Below are 21,573 nucleotides of genomic sequence, written 5' to 3' on the forward strand. Positions count from 1 at the left end.
ATGGCTGTATCAGAAAAAGAGCTCCAAAATCGTTTTGAGATGAAAACTGTACTCGAGACGAGCAGAATGCTTATCGAATCTCGAAGCAGTGATTTTGTGCTCAACAATCTGTTGCTAATCATAATGGGTAAACTGCTTTCAGGTAAAGCTGCCATACTTTTCTTTGATCAGGCAAAGCAAATTTACAGAGTAGAAAAAGCTAAAGGGTTAAAAAGCATCTCCGAAGGTGATTTAATCGAAATTAACCTCTCTACATCCGAAAAATCTTGCTCTCATATAGACTATGACTCATTTCCCGATAAACTGCCTGCCTTAGCAGAGAACATGGAAAATTCGGTCTTTTTCCCTCTTCGAACCAGTAACCAACATATCGGATTTCTGTTTCTGGGAAGGAAAGCCACCGGGAAATCATTTTCATCCAGGGAGTTAGAGTTTGCCGAAAGTTTATGCATTATTTCATCCGTAGCACTATCAAATTCACTGCTCTTCGATCAGCTAAAAAACACCAACAAAAAGCTTGATCGCCGAATTCACGAACTTAATACGCTGTTTGATCTCTCCAAAGAATTCAACCTGCTTACTGACCGGGAGAAAATTTCCAATATTTTTAAATTCGCTCTGCTTGGCCAGCTTTTTATCCGGACTTTTTTCCTGATTTATAAAACCCCGGGCAAGGTGTCCATTTTAGCATCCAGCGGGCTGAATAAACCCTTCACTCAAAAAGAGATTGACACCCTTTTCAATTTATGCCCTACAGAAGTGCGATCCGTGGACGACCACTGCTGTGAAAAAGTGGCTACCCTGGAAACCAATCAGATTACCAATATAATCGGGATCTCAATTCAGGGTGAAAAAGTTGCCGTAGTCGGTGTGGGTGATCGTCTTAATAAAGAAGCCTACTCAGAGACAGACTTTAACTTTCTGAAATCTCTTTCGAACCTTGCCGTAGTATCCATCCAAAAAACCTATTTCCTTGAAGAAAGAATTGATAAGGAGAGAATGGAAGAGGAACTGGCGATTGCAAAATCCATTCAGCGCGGATTATTGCCCGATCCAGTCCCTGAGGTTAAAGGGCTTGATTTGGCAGCCAGCACGCTGTCGTCCAGAGAGGTTGGCGGCGACTATTTTGACATTGCTCCCACTCCCGATGGAAATTCAATCTTTGCCATTGGAGATGTAACCGGAAAGGGAGTGCCTGCCGCGTTGCTTATGGCGAATCTGCAGTCGATGTTGCACGTACTGTTGCCTGTAGACATAGAACTAAGTGAAGCTACTGAACGAATCAACGATTTGATTCACAAAAATACACCCATTGATAAGTTCATTACCTTTTTCTGGGGGAAGTATTTCCGCGAAAAAAACATTTTCCGATATGTCAATGCCGGGCATAATCCGCCGCTTCTGCTTCGCAATGGTTCTTCAAAGCTTGAAGAATTATCTACGGGTGGCTTGCTTTTAGGCGCCATGGAAACCTTCAGCCCATATGAGCAAGAGGAGATTCTATTAAAAAGTGGTGACCTGGTGGTATGCTATACAGACGGGGTCAATGAAGCCATGAACAAAAAGCAGGAAGAATTTGGTGAAGAGCGTTTATATCAGCTTATCCTTCAAAACAGGGACCTCAATTCAAATGAGCTGATGGAAAAAATCTTATCTGATGTCCAAGCTTTTGCAAATGATAAGCTCGGTGATGATCTGACTTTATTGATATTTAAAGTCAATTAGAACGGCTTCTTCCTATCATCGCATTGGATATGCTTCCCTGACGCTGGTTTTCGGCCAAAGCAATTATAGCCTCGTACGTTCTGTACCGGTTCATAATCTCTTTTACATACTGCACCGGCTCAATTCCCCGGGCAAACCCATATCGAGCATTTTGATAATAGCGCCTCTGCATCAGCATCAAGAGAGCATTCGACACATTTTCCCACTCATTTGGATTTTTATTCTGATCAATCACAAGTCGTCTTGCATCAGCCATATGACCCTGTCCCACGTTGTATGTAGCCAAAGCCATTTGCCATTGGTTCGTACTATCCATGTAGGAGTAATGGGAGAGATGTTCTTTAATGATTTTGGCACCTTCCTGAACATTTGTAACAGGATCGTAAAGTTGTTCATATTCCGTTTCCACAAACCGTGGGATAACCTGCATTAACCCGACAGCTCCCGCCCAGCTTTTACTATTAGGGTTAAAACTGGATTCCTGAGCAATCATAGCGGTAAGCATTAACCAGTCAAGCTCCATTGAATCTGCTACTGATTTGACAATATCATCATATGGAGAGATTATGCCAATCGTCTGATATTGCCATTCCGGGTTATAAAACTCCGCAATTTGTCGGCTTTCCTCAAAATAGCGTTGCCTCAGCACGTTCAGAAATGTTGAACGCCTTGGTTTTTCCCGATCTTCGGTAAATCGAAAATGTTTGTATAAAAACCGATTCATTGAAGATTCTAAATCGGGAGCATTCTCCCGGATTGCCCACGCAATCGTATCTTTTTCAGAAATAGTCGGCCCCGGAAAAAGTCCATCCATATACCGGTTGGCTGCGTCAAACATATTATCATCTGCTACAGTAGCCATTAATTCACCTTCGGCTACCTGCATGAGTGCTGCTTCTGTATCAACAGCATCCGGCATCGTGTTTATATTGATATCATATCCGCTGTCAATTAATTCCTGTAATCTTGAATAGTATGAACTGTTTCTTCTGACAGAAATAGGAATATCTGTTTCAGCCAATTCTTCCAATGTTTGGGGCTGGGCTGGCGCCTCAGAAGAAAAAACCAATAACTGATCAACTAGATTATATGGACGGGTAAAATTAACGATTTCACGGCGTTCCGGTGTAATCGTGTAATTTGCGGCTATCAAATCACCTTCACCGCTGTTTAACAGATCAAATGGGTTTTCATCTGCTCCGACTATTACAACCTCCAGAGCTAAATCATTTTCCCGGGCAAACTCTTTTACCAGTTCATACTCAAAACCAACTTCTATTCCCTGATTGAGAAAATAGGTGTTGGAGCTGTAGTACGTAATCATTCTAAGCACGCCGGATCTTTTAATTTCAGCCAGATCTCTCTGAACGGGCTCCAGGACAGAAACAGGCAGTGATTGCTCTGATTTTGAATCAGCTGCTGATTTATCCGCGTCGTCAGTGCTGCATGCTGAGAATAGCATGAAAGTAAATATAAACAGTGTCAGATATGACCACTGTTTTTGTCTTTTAAAGATTTTGTATAAAAATAGTTTCATTAATTACAGGTTCGTTCCTGTTTGAGAGTGGCAATTCTTTTATCTCTACTTATTTAAGAAAACTGCCACGGAAGCATGCTTACATAACGAAATTACATTTAAATACGTTTTGGCAAGCAAATTTCTTACTTCATAAACCCCTGACCGCTAATATTCTACGATGTTTAGGAATCGTTTATTGATTGCTATATCATTTTTCAGCAGAAAATTACCTCATTTATTTCAGAGGAACAAAGAAACGGCCTTACGTTAAGATTATCTAAGGCAGAAACAGCGTGTATATTATTAATTAATATCACTTTATCGTTTTTTTCTTCTGTGATCGATTCATCCTTTTAATCCAGGTTAATGTTACCCCAAAAACAATTACTAGCATCGCCACCAATGAAAAGCCTGAAGGTATCTCACCAAAAATAAAAAAGGCGGCAATCGCAGCAACAACAGCTTCAGATAAAACAAGAGTTGACAGAAGAGTTGGTGATATATATTTAACAGCATAATTCATAGATCCGTGGCCCAATACGGTAGGCCCGGCCGCAAGACCTATCCCAACTAAAACAGAGGTTGCTGTAATAGAAGGTATTCCACCCACCCATAAAAATGTAAGCACCAGGCATGTAACAGTGGCGTATGAGTAGACATAAAAAACATAGTCAATCCATTCTGTATGCTGTCTGATTTTTCGACCCAACATAAAGTAAGCCACAAATACCACGGCCGATAAGAAAGCAAGAGTGTTTCCAAATATCGCATCCGGAAACTGGTCCATCTGAGTATCATCTGCTAAGCCCAATAGCACCGACCCGGCAAAGGCTATTGTAACACCAATCCAAACCACAGGTCTGAATTTTGTTTTAAACAGTAAGCTTTCGGCAACAATAAGCATAACCGGATGAATGGTTACCAGCACAGAAGCAGAAGCAACGGAAGTATAGTGAAGTGATGCAATCCAAAGAGTAAAGTGCAGGCCCAGGCTAACTCCTGCCGCGATCAAAAGCAGATTGCTTATCCCTGCCGATTTAATTTCTGACAGCGTCATACGCTTCGGAAACCAGAAAGGCAAAAGCATCAAAGCTGAAAACCCGGTTCTCATTGCGGCAAGAGCAAGAGGTTCAACATCTGTGGCAAATCTTACCATGATGGGAGCAAATCCAAATGTAAGCAACCCAACAACAAGCAGTGTGACTACTTTTGTTAGAGGTACCTCGTTCTGCGGTGAGTTACTCAAATGAATTACCTTATGCGATCCATCGACTTAACAAGCTCTTCATCTTTTTTAATTAAACGCCCGGCTTGCCATAATGAAGCAAGTGAAAGTATAATTATGCCAGAACTGACAACTTCTTTCCATAAAAATTTACCAAAACCGCCTAAAGAAAAGAGTACTCCTAAAGCAAAACCCAATGCAACTATCTGCATGTATGTAGCAATTTTTACCCACTTAAGCTGATTAGACCTGTTTTTATAGAGGAGAATTGATACCGCTGCGATTAGCATGGGTAAGGTAAGCGAAAGGGCCATTCCCATACCAAACCAAGCAACAGGATCATTTACGGCATGACTATAAATCGGGGTAAAAAAAACAGCGAGGTTTAAAATAACAGTCAGAACTAAAAAGAGGGTTTGCGGTCTTTGAATCACGATTAGCTTTATATTTTTTGGGTTTTCAATCAAAAATAAGAATAATCAGACAGATCTCATTTTTTAAAATAAAACCTGCCTGAATTTATCAAGCTTTTAATGCCGAAATACGCTGAGAAAGCGAATCAAAAGCGGAGTAGAGAACCGGTACAACTATAAGAGTAAGGAAAGTTGCAAAAGTTAATCCGCTTATAATGGCAATACCCATTGGACCCCAAAAGGCTGTGCTTTCTGAGCCAAACTGAAAATTAGGATCGAAGTTTACGAACAGGTTAACGAAATCTATGTTAATGCCAAAAGTGAGCGGCACAAGACCAAGAATTGTTGTCAGCGCTGTTAGTATTACAGGTCGGAAACGAATCAAACCGGCTTCAATAATGGCATTCTTCTTCTGTAAACCTTGTTCAGTAAGCTGTTTCACATAGTCCAACAGTACAATGTTGTTGACGCACACAATTCCTGCCAGTGAAATGATTCCGATAAACGTCATCAAACCGAACGGAGTCCGAGTCAGAATTAAGCCGAGCAAAACGCCAATTAAGCTCAACCCAACGGCGACCATGATAATGAAGGGTGAGACAACACTATTGAATTTCGCCAGCATCACCAGAAATATCAGGGCAAAACCCACAAGGAGTGCGGTTGTTAAAAATCCAAAAGCCTCCTCCTGATCTTCACTTTCACCGGTGTACTCCATAGAATAGCCTGCCGGTAAGTTCTCCCTGTACTCACTCAATTGTTCCTGTGCTTTGGCCAAAACTTCCGGACCGCTAAAACCGGGAGCTGCCTGGCCTTCAACAGTAGCCGTTCTTTGCAGATTTAGCCGTGTTATAGATCCCAGTCCTGTTCCCTCCTCAAAGGTTGCTACCGAAACAAGCGGAATTGATGCCCCGGTTTGTGTTACAACATTTAGGTTGCGAAGATCTTCCAGAGACTGCCGATCTTCCTCCCTTAATCTCACCATTATGTCGTATTCATCTTCACCGTCTCTCCACTTACTGGTTTCCAAACCGTTATTCGCTATTCGAATGGTTTGAGCAATATCCGACATGCTTAGGCCAAACCGGCTGGCTTTTTCGTAATCTACCAAAATCCGGTATTCAGGTGTGCCACCGCTTACGTTGTTTCTAACATCCACAAGTCCAGGAATGGTTTGTGAAGCTGACGCATCGACAAGTATTTCCGTAATGTCTTCGGTAATTCGCACAATCTCATCAAAGTTTTCACCCGATACTTCAATATTTACAGGAGCACCGGTTGGAGGTCCCTGCTCTTCTCCCTCAATTTTCACGTTGATATCGGGAATATCTTTAACCACATCACGCAGTTTTGTCAACGTTTTCGCAGATGGTTCCGGGCGATCACCAAAATCTACAAGGTTTAGCGTTAGCCGGGAAAGTTCCGGGCTCTGTCCTCCGCCACCGAAAAACGGATCTCCGGATACACCTACGTTTGTCTGAATGTTTTCGATATTCGCTTCTACAAGCGGATCTTCGTCAATCAGATTGTAAATTCTATCCTGAACTTCTTTGGCAATTTCATTACTTGCCTGAACATTCATTCCAATCGGGCCCTCCAGCTCCACAATGATTCGGGCCGGATCTGTTTCAGGGAAGAATTCAACTCCCGTGGGAGCCAATCCAAACAGTCCGAAGATCGCAAGCAATGCGCCCATCACTGAATTCAAAAGAAGGGACCGGTTATCTGAAAGAATAATAGGTTTCGTTGATTTTCTTAACATTCCTAAGGCTCCGACAATTACCAGCAACAGAGGTACCGCCATTAAAACCAGCCAGACCATAAAACTAACCGAACCGCTTATAGAAACGAGCAATAAAATGGTTGCATTGAGAAGCCCAAGCAGTACGCCGGAAATAATTGAAATTTTACCGCCAATGAAAATTGCTTCCAATGAGTGTATCACAACCAAAATCACACCAATCACCCCAAATACTCCAGCAATAACGTATAAAATGGTTGATGCAGGAGAAAAGAGTCCTACTAAAGCACCCAGTGTTCCAAAAATAAGTCCCACGGTTAAACTCCCTAAAGCGAGCGTGTTCCGAAGCAGTGCGTACTTACCGGAATAATCTCTCTTTAAAAAAGTACGGAGCATCACTTTGTAGTATTTCAATACCCTTGGCAACGTTTTTTCCGTAAATGTCGCAGACAGGGGTTTGATCACATATCTGAAGGATAGGAAAAAGAAAGCTACAGTTAGCAGGGTAACGACCAGCGTTGTAAAGTTTGCCATTCCAATTGCTACCCCAAAAAATACGAGCAGTCCAATCACTGCACCCTTCACATAAACTGACACCGGTTTTTTCTCTTCATCATCAAGCCGCACGAGATATGCGGTGAGTACCGGATAAAGAACCAGTGCCACAAACAACGAACAGAGCAGAACAATAATGAGTGTAAGCGGCAGATATCCCATAAACTGACCAATAATTCCCGGCCAGAATGTCATGGGAATAAATGCTGCAAGCAGGGTAGAAGTAGCGGCAATTAGTGCGTATCCAACTTCGTCAGTCGCTCGCTTCGCAGCCTCAAAACGTTCATATCCCAGCTCACGATAGCGGTAGATATTCTCCACCACCACAATGGAATTATCAACCAGCAGACCAAGCGCAATAATTAAACTGAACAGAATGATAAAGTTAGCCGAATAGCCCAGAGAATAGAGAACGATAAATCCAACCAGAATTGATAATGGTACAGCCGTTCCAACCAAAAGCGCGTTTCTTACTCCGAGAAAGAAAACCAAAATCAATACAACAAACAGCATACCGCTGATGATGCTATTCTCAAGATCGGAGATAAGTTCGCGCACATCTTCACTCTGATCTCCTGTAATAACAACATTCGTACCGGATGGAACAGGGTAGCTCTCTACAATCTGAGTCACCTCTTCTACCGTATCCAATATATTGGCACCGGGCCTTTTCTTAATGTTTAGACTGATAACCTGTTTATCCTGAATTTCTGAATCATCCAGCTCAACTTGCCTGCCGTTTTCATCAACTTTATAGGCTCTCAGGCGTGCAAAACTCTCCCTGTCTTTAAAACCAAAAATAACTTCCGCAACATCCCTCATGTAAACCAGACCGGCACTTTGAGATTCCTCTCCCATCGGACGAGCGATGACCAGGTTTTCTATCTCGGCAGGATCTTCAAATTCACCGCTTACCCTTAGCAGATAGCTCATCATGTCTACATCCATGGTGCCACCCGGAATCGTTAAATTTTGACTCTGGATTGCGCTGACCAGCTGACCAAAACTTAGCCCGTATCCATTGAGTGCCCCAAGATCGACGTTAACCTGAACTTCACGCTCAATTTCTCCGACCGTTTCTACTTCGCGAACACCCGAACCTGTTTCTACTTCATCTGCCAGCCTGTCTGCAACTTCCGTTAACCTGGAAAGCGGGTAGTCTGCTGCAAGGTTTACCGTCATGATCGGGAAATCATCCAGATCAATTTCTACAATAAAAGGCTCCTCAGCGTCGGGCGGGAGATCTGTTCGAGCTAAATCAACCCGTTCTCTCACTCGCTGGCTGGCTTCGTTTAATGGCACATCCAATTCAAATTCAACAACAATACTGCTAAAACTCTCAAGGGTATTTGAGCGAATTTCCTTCACTCCGTTTATCCCCTGCAGCTCTCTTTCAATCGGCTGAGTAATAAGGGATTCCATATCTGATGGCGAAATACCCGGATAGATGGTGTTGACAATAAATATCGGAATCTCAATGGACGGATTTGATTCCTTGGGAATAGAACTGTAGCTAAATGCTCCTGCCAATATCAGTATCCCCGTAAGAACAACAATGACTGTTCTGTTTTTAAGTGTAAGCTCTGTTAGTTTCATATTTACAGCGTGTCAGATCAAAAATTTTTAACAAAATCGGTTTTAAAACGTTACAACAGGCCTGTCGGCAGTTTTCAGCCGTTCGGCTCTCTCAACACTGGTTTCTGTTGTCAGTATGTTCAGAGCATCCCCCTCGCTTAGGTTCCGAACTCCGGTTACAACCATCTCATCTCCGGCTGACAAACCGTTTGTTATCTGTATCAGTGGCCCCGATGCTGATCCCGTCTCCACACTTACCAATCGTGCGAATTTTTGGCCATTTTCTTCTTCAGCTATATAAACTGACTGACCATCTTCATCCCTCAAAACCGATGTTCTGGGCACAATAATTACATCCTGAAGCGTTCGCTGTTTCAACATCAAATCCACCACCATTTCAGGTTTAATGAGCTGACCGGAATTTTGCATTTCAATTTCTATGGCATATGTCCGGGTTTCCGGGTCCAGCACGTTACTTGCATAGGTAATCCGGCTCTCCATGCTATCATCATTTACGGTTCTGAAGTTTATCTGAACCGCGGAACCCTCTGTAATTTCTCCGGAGTATCGCTCGGGAACACCGGCCAGTACCTTAATCTGATCGGTGTTCACCAATCTGACAACAGGCATTCCGGGATTTATAAGCTCGCCTTCGCGGATAAACCGTTCTTCAATTCTACCGGGGAAAGGAGCTTCTATTTTAGAATCCTGCAGCTGCTTTTCCACTTGATTGAGCTGTGCACGAGCCTGATCACGCTGTGCTTTGGCACTGTTGTAATCCTGCGTACTGATAATTGAATCGGCATGCAGAGTTTCAAAACGATTGAAAGTATCTAAAGCGAGTTCATAGCCTGTTTTAGCTGCCTGATACTGAGCTTGAATCAACCGATCATCGATTTGTGCAATAACTTCGCCTTTTTCTACTCTTTCCCCTCTCTCTTTAATGGAGAGAATTCGTCCTGAGGTTTCAGAAGAGATCATGGCATCATCAATGGCTTCTACAGTACCTGTAGTCCGGACAAAATCCTCAAAACTGTCCGTTTTAATGATCACGGTTTCGACCGGCATTAACCGGGCACCATTGACCCCGTTTTCATCCACATTTTCTTCCCCTTGATCACACGATACAAAGGCGATTGCCAAAAGCAGTATTCCTGTTTGTTTAAGTACTTTTTTCATCATTTCTTTTTTCAACATTTTATTGTGCGTCTAATACCGGTTTGCCAATTGATTTTTCATACTGACTGAGTGCAATCAAATAATCGTACACAGCCGAGAGATAGTTAAGTTTACTTTGATCCAACAGGGATGAGGCTTGCCGCTCCTGCAGTGCCGTTCCGGCTCCTTCCTGCAGCCTTTTCAGGGCAAACTCATAATTGAGTTCCGCCTGCTCCAGGTTTCTTTCCTGACTTCTGATTCTCTTTAGCGATGTTTCCAGATTTTTAAAGGTCTGATCAATTTCCAGATAGACTGCATTTTTCTGAAATTCCCTGTCGATTTCGGCCTGCTTGATATCAATTTTATTTTGCTGAACCTGCATTCGAGTCTGGAACCCGTTAAATATATTCCAGTTCATCCTCAATCCAACGGAAACAGCCTCATTCCAATAGGAGTCATCAAAAAAGCTCCTGTCGGATGCTGTAAAGGCAAATTCCTGTCCCTCAACCGGTGATATCGCCGTGCGGTTTGACGGTACGGAACCGATGTAGGCAAGATTCGCAAATGCATTTACGGTTGGGAAATATCGAGATCGTGTTACTTCTCCTTCAATTGACCTTAGCTCAAGCAAGTTCGCCGTTTGTCTGACGTCTGGTCGCTGCTGTAAAGCAATTTCATAAGCAATCTCTTTATCGGCAAGATCCGGCTGCATAGACTCGTCGAACTCGAGCGAACCTCTGAGATTGATATCCTTTTGTGTCGGTATTCCAAGCTGAAGAGCCAGATTTTTGGCTGCCAGCTCTGCCTGATTTTCAGCTTCGATTAAGTTGGTTTCCAGGTTTACCAGTTCAACTTCAGCACTAACCCGATCGTACTTCGAGAGAACTCCGGCTTCTACCGATCGGCGGGTTTCTTCAACGGTGACCCTAAGCCTTTCTACACTGGACCTGAGTACATCAACCTGCTCTTTGGCTAACAGTGCTGAATGGAATGAATTTTTCACCTCCTGAACAACCTGCTGACGATCGGCCTGAACCTGATCCTGGCTAAACTCCCTGAATTGCTGTGCGGCTTTTATCGCAGAAAATGCCGCCCCGTTATAGACAGCCTGAGAAACTGACAGCCCAAACTGAAACTGGTTTTCTACCGCAAACGGATTTCCTCCGTCCATTCCCGGAGGAGTAATCCCCGCATCCTCATATCCCTGCCTTTGGCGATCCAGGTACTCATCAAACGAAATTGGATTGGTACCGGAATCTTCATCTGTTCTGGCTTGTTCGTTAAATGCGAGCCAATCGATAGCTCCAAACGATTCAAAAAGTCCCCCGGCATCTGAACCCGCGAAAGGGTTGGGGGTACGCAAATTTCTTGTGTAGCTCCCCGAAGCATTTACCTGAGGATAAACAGATCCCCATGCTTCGCGGATTTGTGCTTCGGCCCGGTCTAAATCGAGCAATCCCTTTCGAAGCAGGTGATTATTAACCAGCGCAATCTGAATTGCTTCATCCAGTGTTATTGTCACCGTTTCCCCGGATGTAAGATCAGCTATATCCTGCGCTTTCAATTGATTTATCTGCCCCGAGAAAATCCAAAGAATGAATGTCCCCAGTAGTATCTTTTTTGTCACTTTCATATTTGATTTGGGCGATTCTATTTTCGCAAATTGTTTAATGTCATTCCTACGATGGTTTCAGAAACTTGTTACAAGTTTTCTGACTGTTAGTCATTTTTCGATTCCACTTCCAATCAGATGAATGAAATTCTGTATCAGTGATTCAAAACTGAATTCAATTTCATCCATGAATTTGTGGTATTTAACCTTGTGCTTCATAAAGGCCATATGCATTACCCCTTTCGATGCAGCCCATATAATCAGGCCTAATTCTTTAGGATCAATTGTATCTTTAATTGATCCGTCCTGCATTCCAACCTGAAGTGATCTCACAATAAACGTCATAGCTTCAGACGCATTCTCTTCACACTTCTCCACAATCGGGCTGTTCGAATACTCTTCCATATCCAAAATGCTTTCGTAGTAGTTAAAGGCACTGAAATACAGGGGGTTCTTCTGAATGAAATTCAAATATACCTGGCCAATATTCTCAACCATTTGTAAACCATTCAGGTCTTTGGTCAGAACTTTGCCCATCTCTTGGTTTAACAGATTGGAACCACGTTCACAAATGGCAAGATAGATGGATACTTTACTTTTAAAATGCAGGTAGAGAGTTCCTTTGCCCAGCTCAGCTTTTTCAGCAATCTCTTCCATAGTTGCACTGTTGAAACCCTGCTCACCTATTATCTGCTCAGCAGCATCGATAATAGCTTCGCGTCTTCTAAGTTTTTCACGTTCTTTTCTGGATAATTCTTTCATGTATTTGACTGTCAGTCATATTTTGAACCGAAGTCATAAAACTATCATTTTTAGTACTCCGTTCCAATCGATTTCATAAATTATTTCTGTAAGATAATCTCTATCTTTGCCCCTCATCAGATACAACCATGGCGAAACTCAAAAAATCCCTTCTTACTGATCTCTCCCTGCTTTTTCTGGCGGTGATCTGGGGATTAAATTTTACCGTTATCAAAGCCAGTCTGGCTGAAATTGACCCTTACAGTTTCAACTCTATCCGTTTTGTACTGGCCGCCCTTTTCATGTGGACCATTATAATAAAGCGTAAGTCATGGTTTACAATTGATAAGAAAGACATCATACCGCTTGTCATTTTAGGACTGATCGGCAATCTCTTTTATCAATGGCTTTTCATCATCGGCATCAATCTGACATTTGCCGCCAATGCGGCCGTGATGCTGGGCACAATTCCAATATGGGTGGCTATCAGCTCACACCTGTTTTCTTTTGAAATGTTGAACCGCCTGAAAACTATCGGAGTATTTTTGGCCTTTGCGGGAGTTGCCATCATCATATTCTTTGGGGAAAATCCGGTCTCTTTTGGTTCTGATAACTTCACAGGAGATCTTACCATTATACTCGCCGCGGTGGTTTGGGCACACTACACCATCTTTTCAAAAAAGCACCTTACACGATATACACCTGTCCAATACTCAGCCATGATGACATCAATTGGAGCCATTTCGCTCACAATCCTGGCTATACCTCATTTTGGTGAAACAGATTGGGAGTCTGTTTCTATTGCTGCATTTGGAGGTGCTTTTTTCAGCGGCTTGCTGGCCATCGGCCTTGCCTACCTGATATGGAACAACGGAATAAAAGTTGTGGGAGCTGTTCGGTCGTCAACCTATCAAAATCTGGTACCGGTTATCGGGCTTATTTCCGGTGTTGTGCTTTTAGGTGAGAATCTGGAATTACTGCAGTACATAGGAGCTGCAATTGTAATTGCAGGAATATTAATTACCCGTCACGGCGGGCGCATTTCATCATAGCATCCGGCTTCCGCCGCTCAGCAGGTAAAGAATTGCCATCCGAACCGCCACGCCATTCGTAACCTGATTTAGTATTACAGCCCGGTCACTGTCTGCCACGAGGCTCTCCATCTCCACACCGCGATTGATCGGCCCGGGATGCATCACCGTAAAATTTGGGTATTTTTCGAGATGGCTCATCTTGATGCCAAATGTCTCATGATATTCCCGAAGGGATGGGAAAAGATCTGTTCCTCCGGTGATGCGCTCCATTTGTATTCTGAGCGCCATTGCAATATCACACCAGGCGAGTGTCTCATCAATGTCATACGAAACGTCTACGTCCATAGTCTCCACAAAAACCGGCATCAATGATTTTGGCCCGCATACGACAACGTCAGCACCCAGTTTTTTCAGACCGATGATATTTGATCTTACCACACGGCTGTGGGAGATATCCCCGATTATAGCCACTTTTTTACCCTTCATTTCGGGATAAATCTGCTGCATTGTAAAGATATCCAGAAGTGCCTGAGTTGGATGTTCGTGAGCTCCATCTCCGGCATTAATGATTGCAGCATCCACGCAGCGTGTTAAAAAGTGCGGAACTCCGGGACTTTCATGCCGGCTTACCACCATATCAATTTTCATAGAGCTGATATTCTGGATGGTATCCTTCAGGGACTCACCTTTTTTTGCACTTGAGGTTCCCGCAGAGAAATTAACTACGTCGGCCCCCATTCTTTTCTGAGCCAGTTCGAAAGAGAGCCGGGTCCGGGTACTGTTTTCGTAAAAAAGATTTACGATTGTTTTATCGCGAAGGGTTGGCACTTTCGGAACCGGACGATCCAGCACTTCCCGGAAAGTTTTAGCCTGCTCCAGTACGTATCTCAAATCATCTGCGCTGTAGTCTGCAAGCCCAAGCAGATGCTTTTGGTTGAATTCATAATCTGTCAATTTCTCTTTACTCATCCGCCCCTCCCTTCACTACAAAGACCGCATCTTCGCCGTCAAGTTCATTTACTTTTACCCTTACCTCTTCATCCTCGTGCGTTGGAACCGTCAATCCCACATAGTCGGCTGACACAGGTAATTCCCGGTGTCCGCGATCTATCATGCAGCAAAACCGAATACTTCTCGGCCGGCCGTACGCCATCAGCGCATCCATGGCGGATCGAACCGTTCTCCCCGTGTAGAGCACATCATCAACCAAAATCACATCCCGATTGTAAAGATCGAAAGGAATTTCAGTGACTTTAACCTCAGGCATTTTGAGCTTCGACCGGAAATCGTCCCGATAAAACGTCACATCAAGCACGCCAAAATCGGGCTTCGCACCAGTCTCATTTTTAATGATCTGCATGATTCGCCTTCCCATATACACTCCCCGGGTTTGCATACCAATTATTGCGGGGTGGGCCGGATCTTCGTACGGTTCGAGAAACTGATAGGCAAAACGCAAATAAGTGCGCTTCACGTCCTCTTCCGTCATGATTTTCGCTTGTTCCAAAAAGTTACCTCTGTGGGATTTTTGCTTCAAAATTAGTCAATGTCGATGTGGTAAACAATTTTGAATTCGGGCAAATCATAGCTCACAGTTTGGTGTTACAATCCTTACCTTTAGCGTTTTATAAAATTACACAATGTCTCCCGAACAGAATAAGAAAGTTTTACTGATTGTAGCGATTGCAGTAATTGCGTTTAACCTCAGACCCGCAATTTCAGCTGTCGGCCCTTTGATCTATGAAATCAGACTCGACACCGGACTTTCCAATACGCTTTTGGGAATGCTTACAACACTGCCGGTTCTGGCATTCGGCCTCTTTTCTATTCTGACTCCATTCTTTACTAAAAAGCTGGGCACCGAAGGTACCATGACGATGGCTCTTTTTCTGCTTACGGCCGGACTGCTAATCAGAGTTTTTCCAGCTCAAGCAGCACTTTTTGCAGGAACCGCCATTCTCGGCATCGGTATAGCGCTGGGCAATGTTTTGCTGCCCGGCATTGTAAAAAAGAGCTTTCCTAACAGGTACGGCCTGGTAACCGGAATCTATTCAGCCATGCTTGGAACAGGAGCTGCCGTTTCCTCGGGAATAAGCGTACCCATTTCGGAAGGCCTTGATTTAGGTTGGAGATGGGCTTTAGGCATCTGGGCTGTCTTCTCTTTTATAGCACTGATGGTTTGGCTGCCTCAAATGAAAAAGAACATGCCGGTGGTGGCAAGTCGCAGTTTCAAGAATGCCCTAAAGCATCTTACAAATTCCGGAATAGCTCTTAATGTTGCACTGTTTATGGGTTTGCAATCATTTACCTTTTTCATCATTGTTGCCTGGCTTCCCGAAGTTTTAATTGAACGTGGCATGGATACTGCAAGAGCCGGATTGATGCTCGCTATTGTGCAGGGTTCGGGTGTGGCAGGTACATTTTTAATGCCGGCATGGGCTTCCAGACGACAGCGTCAACGACTGCCTGTGGGAATATTAGTTGGGCTGGAGGTTTTCAGCCTATTGGGACTTATTTTCATCACCGATACCACATATACAGAATTTTGGGCATCGCTACTGGGAATAAGCCTCGGAGGCAGCTTTGGGATGGCTCTGCTTTTCATCGTTCTCCGAACAAAAGATACCGAAACTGCAAACGAACTATCCGGCATGGCGCAATCTGTAGGGTATACCCTTGCCGCTATTGGGCCTGCTCTTTTCGGTGCTTTTCATGATTATGTAGGTAATTGGACCACACCGCTTTTTTTCCTTCTAATAGTTTCCATCTTGAAATTCTGGACCGGATGGATTAGCGGCCGCTCTGAAAATATTTAAAGTTAATTTTTACTCTTATGAAAGCATTTTTCCTGGATCGCGACGGTACATTAAATGTGGATTACAACTATGTTCATAAGCCGGAAGAGTGGACTTGGTGTAAAGACGCCCTGAAAGCTATTCGATGGATGAACGAGAATGACTTCAAAATTATCGTAGTTACCAATCAATCCGGAATTGCCCGCGGGCGCTACACTACAGAAGATGTTATTCAACTGCACAAATGGGTGGATAAACAGCTTGAAAAAGAGGGGCTTCATATTGATGATTGGTACATAGCGCCACACCACCCAAAGTTTGATGAAAAGCCACATGATTTCGATCCGAACGACCGGAAGCCCGGTACCGGCATGTTTCTGAAAGCCATTGAAAAGCATGGGATTGATCCAGCACAGTCTTACATGGCCGGAGATAAAATCACAGACCTAAAACCGGCGGTAGAGTTGGGAATCAAACCGTTTTTTATCCGATCCAGACACGAACCAAATCAAGATAAGAAATGGCTGAAGAAGCAGAATATTGAAATGTTTGATACTCTTTATAAAGCCATTCAAACGATCTAATCCAAAAACTTAAACGAAATATTATTTTCCAAATCTGATCATAATCAGCAGTTTTCTGCGTATCATTAAGATTGATGTCTGAAAATTTCGGTCATCAATCAACGACAGCTTTCCTACAGGATGATACATGATCAAGATACCCATCAAGAAACAACCCGACGAAACCACTTGCGGACCAACCTCCCTGCACTCTCTCTACGAATACTATAAAGACCCTGTCACACTTGATAGAGTTATCGGTGAGGTTTTACAATTTGAAGAAGGTGGTACAGTTGGTGCATTACTGGGAGTTCACGCACTCTTGCGGGGATATAATGCCAAAATTTACACTTACAACCTTCAGGTATTTGATCCGACTTGGTTTGCCCTGGAAAAAGAATTCCTTATTGAAAAACTTCTTGAACAGCAATCCATAAAAAACAACGAAAAACTCACTATGGTAACCGAAGCCTATGTTAGTTTTCTGAATTTGGGCGGAAAGATACAATTTGAAGATCTGAGATCGGGACTGCTTAGAAAATATCTAAAGAATAATCACCCGATTATTGCAGGATTAAGCGCTACTTATTTATATAAATCCAAAAGAGAGTTTGGCCCGAATTCCGATTACGATGATATACGAGGCGAACCTGCCGGTCACTTTGTATTGCTGAGCGGATACGATCCTGAAACCAGGGAAGTGCAGATCGCCGATCCCATTAGTCTCAACCCGCTAGGGGAAGGCATGGTTTACAAAATGAAAATAGACCGGGTCATCAATGCGATTTTGCTGGGAATTATTACATACGATGCCAATCTTATCATTATAACACCGAAAAAAAACACCTGAGATCATGCGACAACTCATCATCGTTGACAACCCAAAAAGCTGGGATTTTGAGATCCCCGGTGTAGATGTCATTCCAGCAAAAATCTACTTGATGGATGAAGCGTACAGCAAGCTAAAACGAGCCAAAGTTTACAACCTCTGCAAAAGCTACAGGTATCAGTCCACCGGCTACTACGTTTCACTACTGGCGGCGGCAAGGGGGCACACACCTATACCCAATATTTTAACCATTCAGGATTTAAAATCTCAAACTATCATTCGTTTTGTATCTGAAGAGCTGCAAAAATTAGTTCAAAAAAGCTTTTCAGGTATACAATCCGAATCATTTATACTGAGCATCTACTTTGGTAAAAATCTGGCCAAGCGGTATGATAAATTAGCTTCACAACTTTTTAATCAGTTTCAGGCACCATTTCTACGGGCAGAGTTTTTAAAAAAAGATGGCGAGTGGACCCTGCGGACCATCCATCCGATCTCTTCGAGCGATATACCTGAGGGACACCGGGATTTTGTAACTACCGTTGCCCAGGAATATTTCAAAAAAAGAAATCGATCCATTTCAAAAAAACAATACATCTATGATCTGGCCATTCTGGTCAATCCTAAAGAGGAGTTTCCACCATCCGATGACAGGGCAATTCAACGATTTATAAAAAGCGCTGAGTCGATGGGTTTTTACACAGAACTTATCACGCGGGAAGACTACTCCCGGCTCAATGAATTTGACGCGCTCTTCATCAGAGAAACAACCGGTGTAAACCATCACACCTATCGGTTCGCAAGGCGGGCGATGGCAGAGGGCCTGGTTGTGATTGATGACCCTGAATCTATATTGAAATGCACCAACAAGGTCTACCTGGCTGAGCTATTAAGCCGTCATAAAATTCCGGCACCGGAAACACTTATTATTAGCAGCGAAAATGCACAAGCTGCAGCAGAAAAACTTGGGTTTCCATGTATTCTCAAACAACCGGACAGCTCATTTTCGCAAGGTGTGGTAAAAGCTGATAATCAAGAAAGTTACGTTCAGCTGACTAAACAACTCTTACAGCGATCCGACCTCTTGATTGCCCAATCCTTCATACCTACTGAATTCGATTGGCGAATAGGAATATTAAATAACAAACCCATATATGCGTGCCAGTATCATATGGCACGAAAACATTGGCAAATTTATAAACGAACCGGTGACGGGAAGACCCATGCTGGAAATTCTGATACCATCCCGTTTAATGAAGTACCGAAAAATATATTGGATATTGCACTGCAAGCCGCCAATCTGATTGGAAATGGATTATATGGCGTGGATCTGAAAGAGCACAACGGACAGGTTTACGTAATTGAAATTAACGACAATCCAAGTATCGATTCGGGTTTTGAGGATACTTTACTAAAAGATCAGCTGTATGATCTTATCATGAGTGATATACTTCGCCGGATTGAAGAACGTAAAGGAGTTCGATCAAAATGAGCCTTTTAATCAGTAAAAAGCGGCCTCTTCATCTTTTTGAAGGATTTGGAGTGGAACTGGAATACATGATCGTAAACCGGGACAGTCTCGACATCATGCCGATTTCTGACCGGGTGCTGGTAAATAATTCAGCTGAAGTTGTAAATGAATTAGTACTGGACGGTGTAGCCTGGAGTAATGAATTGGCGCTGCACGTTATAGAAATAAAAACGGCCGGTCCGGCAACGAAGCTTATCCTCAGTTGACCTTGAATTTCAAAAGCACGTAGAAAAGATTGACACACTTCTCGAACCATTTGGCGCACGCCTTATGCCCGGTGCTGCTCATCCGTGGATGGATCCCTACAACGGCGTTGAATTATGGCCGCACGAGTACAATCCGATCTATGAAGCCTACAACCGGATCTTTAACTGCTCGGGCCACGGCTGGTCTAACGTGCAAAGCACTCATCTAAATCTTCCTTTTTGCGGTAATGAGGAGTTTGAGAAATTACATGCTGCTTTGCGTCTTGTTCTTCCTCTGATTCCTGCAATGGCCGCAAGTTCGCCTATTGCAGACATGGAGCAGAAACCATTCCTTGATTTTAGAATGGAGATGTATCGAACCAACTCCATCAAAATTCCATCCATTACGGGACTTATTGTACCTGAGGCCATTTTTAGCCGGGAAGCATATCAAACCGAGGTTCTGGATAAAATGTATCGGGAAATTGCCCCTTTTGACCCGGATGCGATACTGCAGGAGGAGTGGCTCAATTCCCGCGGCCTAATGCCTCGCTGGGATCGAAATTCCATCGAAGTCAGGGTAATGGACGTTCAGGAGTGTCCTAAAATTGATCTTGCAATACTCGAGTGGGTCGTTGCCGTAACAAAACTGTTCATTTCAGAAGATTTATATTCTCTTGAACTCCAAAAGAGCTGGCATGAGAACGAACTCTACCCCATACTCTTGTCAACCATTCAGCATGGGGAAAAAGCTGTGATTACCAATCAGAAATATCTCGAAATATTTGGCATCTCAGCCTCATCTGTGTCTGCAGGAGAACTTTGCGAACATATATTTCAAGAGTTCGATTCTCCGAGCGACTACTCATCCGGCACCTCAGAAATCCTGAACCTGATCTTTGATGAGGGCCCTCTGGCAAGAAGAATTCTGAATTCACTGCCTCAAACATTTCAAAAGAGAGATTTAGAGAACGTCTACCGCCAATTATGTGACTGTCTGAAATATGGAAAACCGTTTATCCCCTGAGATCATTATCAGCTGTGAGCATGCCGGAAATAAAATCCCTGCAGAGTACTCACATCTGTTCCCGGAAGCGGATGATGTTTTAAGCTCTCATCGCGGCTGGGATCCCGGAGCTTTAAGGCTGGCGAGAGATATTGCGAACCACTTAAACACCCCATTCTTTACGTTTGAGATTTCACGCCTTCTTATTGAAATCAATCGTTCTGTAGGCCATCGAAGTTTGTTTTCAGAATACAGTTCAAATCTGCCTGAAGCAGATAAAAACCGGCTGCTTAACTTCTTTTACTTACCCTACAGAAATTCTGTTGAAGAGAAAATCAAAGAACTGAACCGATCCGGGAAAATGATCATTCATATCGGAGTTCATACGTTTACTCCGGTATTTAAAAATTCTACCAGAAGTTGCGATATTGGCCTTTTATATGATCCTGCCCGAGGTTATGAAAAGCGATACTGCAATCTTTTAAAAAAGAGTTTAAAACAGAACCTGCCCCATTTTAAAATTCTCAGTAATCAACCCTACAAGGGAGCAGATGACGGACTGACCACCTATTTACGAAATCAAATAAACGAGACCCACTATCTTGGGATTGAGCTGGAAGTGAATCAACGATTTCTGAACCGGAAAAACCAATTTCCTAAAGAGATCAGAAAGTTAATCACCCATACCATCGGACAGACACTCTTGATCCCCCATTAACTCCAGGGATCAATGCCTTCCACAATCCAGCCGTTTAAGGGATGCCGCGGTGAAGAGCTGCATAATATGTAGTGCTCCGGTTTATGAACCCATCCCTGCCGAACCATACGATTGGATATCAATTCTGCATGTTTATCGTGCTGCTCTTGTTTGATCAGCTTCTCTATCACCGGTGATAACTCCCAAATATTACGATCTCCTGTCTGTTCCACACTTCCGATTTTATCGATTAACTTAAGCATCCAGTCCGCTTGCCTCGATTGTCTTTCTGCCTGTAATACCTTCATCACTGCTTTAGAAGAAAAGCCCCGGAAAGAATCGATTACTTCCGGCAGTGAACCCCACGCTGTATCCGCCACAAATAATATTCTGTCCGGCAAAATTGTGTAGTCATAAATCCGAAGCCCTCTCTTTTCGCAACACCATTTCAAACCTTCGGTTACCTTATTAGAAACCGATTTTCTTACAAAAACAGGAATTTCACCCGCCACTTTCAGCTCTACATAGAAAAGCTCCTTTATTCTGTTTCTTGATCTTCTACTCATAATTCAAATTTAATTTTAGATCTCCTTTTCTGTAAGAGGCAAAAATTTGCAAAGCCTTACAGCAAAACGTCTCACTCACTTTTATTTGCTCACGTATTTGGGT

At 43.3% G+C, this 21,573-nt stretch carries 19 protein-coding genes; 9 read left to right on the forward strand and 10 right to left on the reverse strand.

Annotated features, from left to right (window positions below; all coding sequences use genetic code 11):
- Positions 1-1,725 (forward strand): SpoIIE family protein phosphatase, encoded by a 1,725-nt coding sequence (locus U5K35_RS04540; protein WP_322570279.1) that lies wholly within the window; start codon positions 1-3, stop codon positions 1,723-1,725.
- Here U5K35_RS04540 and U5K35_RS04545 read toward each other — a convergent pair.
- The 7 genes from U5K35_RS04545 to U5K35_RS04575 all read right to left on the reverse strand — a co-directional run bounded on the left by U5K35_RS04545 (position 1,718) and on the right by U5K35_RS04575 (position 12,285).
- Positions 1,718-3,262, reverse strand: a complete 1,545-nt coding sequence (locus U5K35_RS04545) for a transglycosylase SLT domain-containing protein (RefSeq protein WP_322570280.1) — start codon at positions 3,260-3,262, stop codon at positions 1,718-1,720. The two genes, U5K35_RS04540 and U5K35_RS04545, sit on opposite strands and share 8 nt — an antisense overlap.
- A gap of 295 nt (positions 3,263-3,557) precedes the next feature.
- Positions 3,558-4,490 carry a DMT family transporter gene (locus U5K35_RS04550; protein WP_322570281.1) on the reverse strand — a complete coding sequence of 311 codons (933 nt, stop codon included), beginning with the start codon at positions 4,488-4,490 and terminating at the stop codon, positions 3,558-3,560.
- 5 nt (positions 4,491-4,495) lie between these two features.
- Entirely contained in the window at positions 4,496-4,936 is a 441-nt protein-coding gene (locus U5K35_RS04555) for a DUF4293 family protein (protein ID WP_322570282.1), read from the reverse strand.
- Positions 4,937-4,991: 55 nt separating this feature from the next.
- A complete protein-coding gene (locus U5K35_RS04560) occupies positions 4,992-8,774 on the reverse strand; it encodes an efflux RND transporter permease subunit (protein WP_322570283.1) in 3,783 nt (1,260 codons plus the stop codon).
- Between the two features lie 42 nt (positions 8,775-8,816).
- Complete coding sequence (locus U5K35_RS04565) at positions 8,817-9,935, reverse strand: efflux RND transporter periplasmic adaptor subunit (protein WP_322570284.1); 1,119 nt, start codon at positions 9,933-9,935, stop codon at positions 8,817-8,819.
- 16 nt (positions 9,936-9,951) lie between these two features.
- Positions 9,952-11,544 (reverse strand): TolC family protein, encoded by a 1,593-nt coding sequence (locus U5K35_RS04570; RefSeq protein WP_322570285.1) that lies wholly within the window; start codon positions 11,542-11,544, stop codon positions 9,952-9,954.
- Between the two features lie 90 nt (positions 11,545-11,634).
- Positions 11,635-12,285 carry a TetR/AcrR family transcriptional regulator gene (locus U5K35_RS04575; protein WP_322570286.1) on the reverse strand — a complete coding sequence of 217 codons (651 nt, stop codon included), beginning with the start codon at positions 12,283-12,285 and terminating at the stop codon, positions 11,635-11,637.
- A gap of 128 nt (positions 12,286-12,413) precedes the next feature.
- Here U5K35_RS04575 and U5K35_RS04580 point away from each other — a divergent pair, with 128 nt between their 5' ends.
- Positions 12,414-13,316 (forward strand): DMT family transporter, encoded by a 903-nt coding sequence (locus U5K35_RS04580; RefSeq protein WP_322570287.1) that lies wholly within the window; start codon positions 12,414-12,416, stop codon positions 13,314-13,316.
- Here U5K35_RS04580 and U5K35_RS04585 read toward each other — a convergent pair.
- Positions 13,311-14,267 carry an aspartate carbamoyltransferase catalytic subunit gene (locus U5K35_RS04585; RefSeq protein ID WP_322570288.1) on the reverse strand — a complete coding sequence of 319 codons (957 nt, stop codon included), beginning with the start codon at positions 14,265-14,267 and terminating at the stop codon, positions 13,311-13,313. The genes U5K35_RS04580 and U5K35_RS04585 overlap by 6 nt on opposite strands.
- The gene (pyrR, locus tag U5K35_RS04590; protein WP_322570289.1) at positions 14,260-14,835 is read right to left on the reverse strand and encodes a bifunctional pyr operon transcriptional regulator/uracil phosphoribosyltransferase PyrR; all 576 of its coding nucleotides are present in this window, start codon (positions 14,833-14,835) and stop codon (positions 14,260-14,262) included. The genes U5K35_RS04585 and pyrR overlap by 8 nt, the downstream gene beginning before the upstream one ends.
- 103 nt (positions 14,836-14,938) lie before the next feature.
- On the opposite strand from pyrR, the gene U5K35_RS04595 reads away from it, so the two are divergent.
- The 7 genes from U5K35_RS04595 (at position 14,939) to U5K35_RS04625 (ending at position 20,925) form a co-directional block, all read left to right on the forward strand.
- The gene (locus U5K35_RS04595; RefSeq protein WP_322570290.1) at positions 14,939-16,114 is read left to right on the forward strand and encodes an MFS transporter; all 1,176 of its coding nucleotides are present in this window, start codon (positions 14,939-14,941) and stop codon (positions 16,112-16,114) included.
- A gap of 17 nt (positions 16,115-16,131) precedes the next feature.
- Positions 16,132-16,677: an HAD family hydrolase gene (locus U5K35_RS04600; protein WP_322570291.1), complete on the forward strand. Its 546-nt coding sequence runs from the start codon at positions 16,132-16,134 to the stop codon at positions 16,675-16,677.
- Between the two features lie 127 nt (positions 16,678-16,804).
- A complete protein-coding gene (locus tag U5K35_RS04605) occupies positions 16,805-17,506 on the forward strand; it encodes a C39 family peptidase (RefSeq protein WP_322570292.1) in 702 nt (233 codons plus the stop codon).
- A 4-nt stretch (positions 17,507-17,510) separates the two neighbouring features.
- Positions 17,511-18,977 carry a RimK family protein gene (locus tag U5K35_RS04610; RefSeq protein WP_322570293.1) on the forward strand — a complete coding sequence of 489 codons (1,467 nt, stop codon included), beginning with the start codon at positions 17,511-17,513 and terminating at the stop codon, positions 18,975-18,977.
- Positions 18,974-19,222: a hypothetical protein gene (locus U5K35_RS04615; protein WP_322570294.1), complete on the forward strand. Its 249-nt coding sequence runs from the start codon at positions 18,974-18,976 to the stop codon at positions 19,220-19,222. Before U5K35_RS04610 ends, U5K35_RS04615 begins: the two co-directional genes overlap by 4 nt.
- A gap of 28 nt (positions 19,223-19,250) precedes the next feature.
- Complete coding sequence (locus U5K35_RS04620) at positions 19,251-20,228, forward strand: glutamate-cysteine ligase family protein (RefSeq protein ID WP_322570523.1); 978 nt, start codon at positions 19,251-19,253, stop codon at positions 20,226-20,228.
- The gene (locus tag U5K35_RS04625; RefSeq protein WP_322570295.1) at positions 20,206-20,925 is read left to right on the forward strand and encodes an N-formylglutamate amidohydrolase; all 720 of its coding nucleotides are present in this window, start codon (positions 20,206-20,208) and stop codon (positions 20,923-20,925) included. Before U5K35_RS04620 ends, U5K35_RS04625 begins: the two co-directional genes overlap by 23 nt.
- Here U5K35_RS04625 and U5K35_RS04630 read toward each other — a convergent pair.
- On the reverse strand, positions 20,922-21,470 hold the full coding sequence (locus U5K35_RS04630; protein ID WP_322570296.1) for a hypothetical protein: 549 nt from the start codon (positions 21,468-21,470) through the stop codon (positions 20,922-20,924). The genes U5K35_RS04625 and U5K35_RS04630 overlap by 4 nt on opposite strands.
- Between the last annotated feature and the right edge of the window lie 103 nt (positions 21,471-21,573).

It is taken from the genome of Rhodohalobacter sp. (assembly GCF_034521535.1).
Lineage (GTDB): Bacteria > Bacteroidota > Rhodothermia > Balneolales > Balneolaceae > Rhodohalobacter.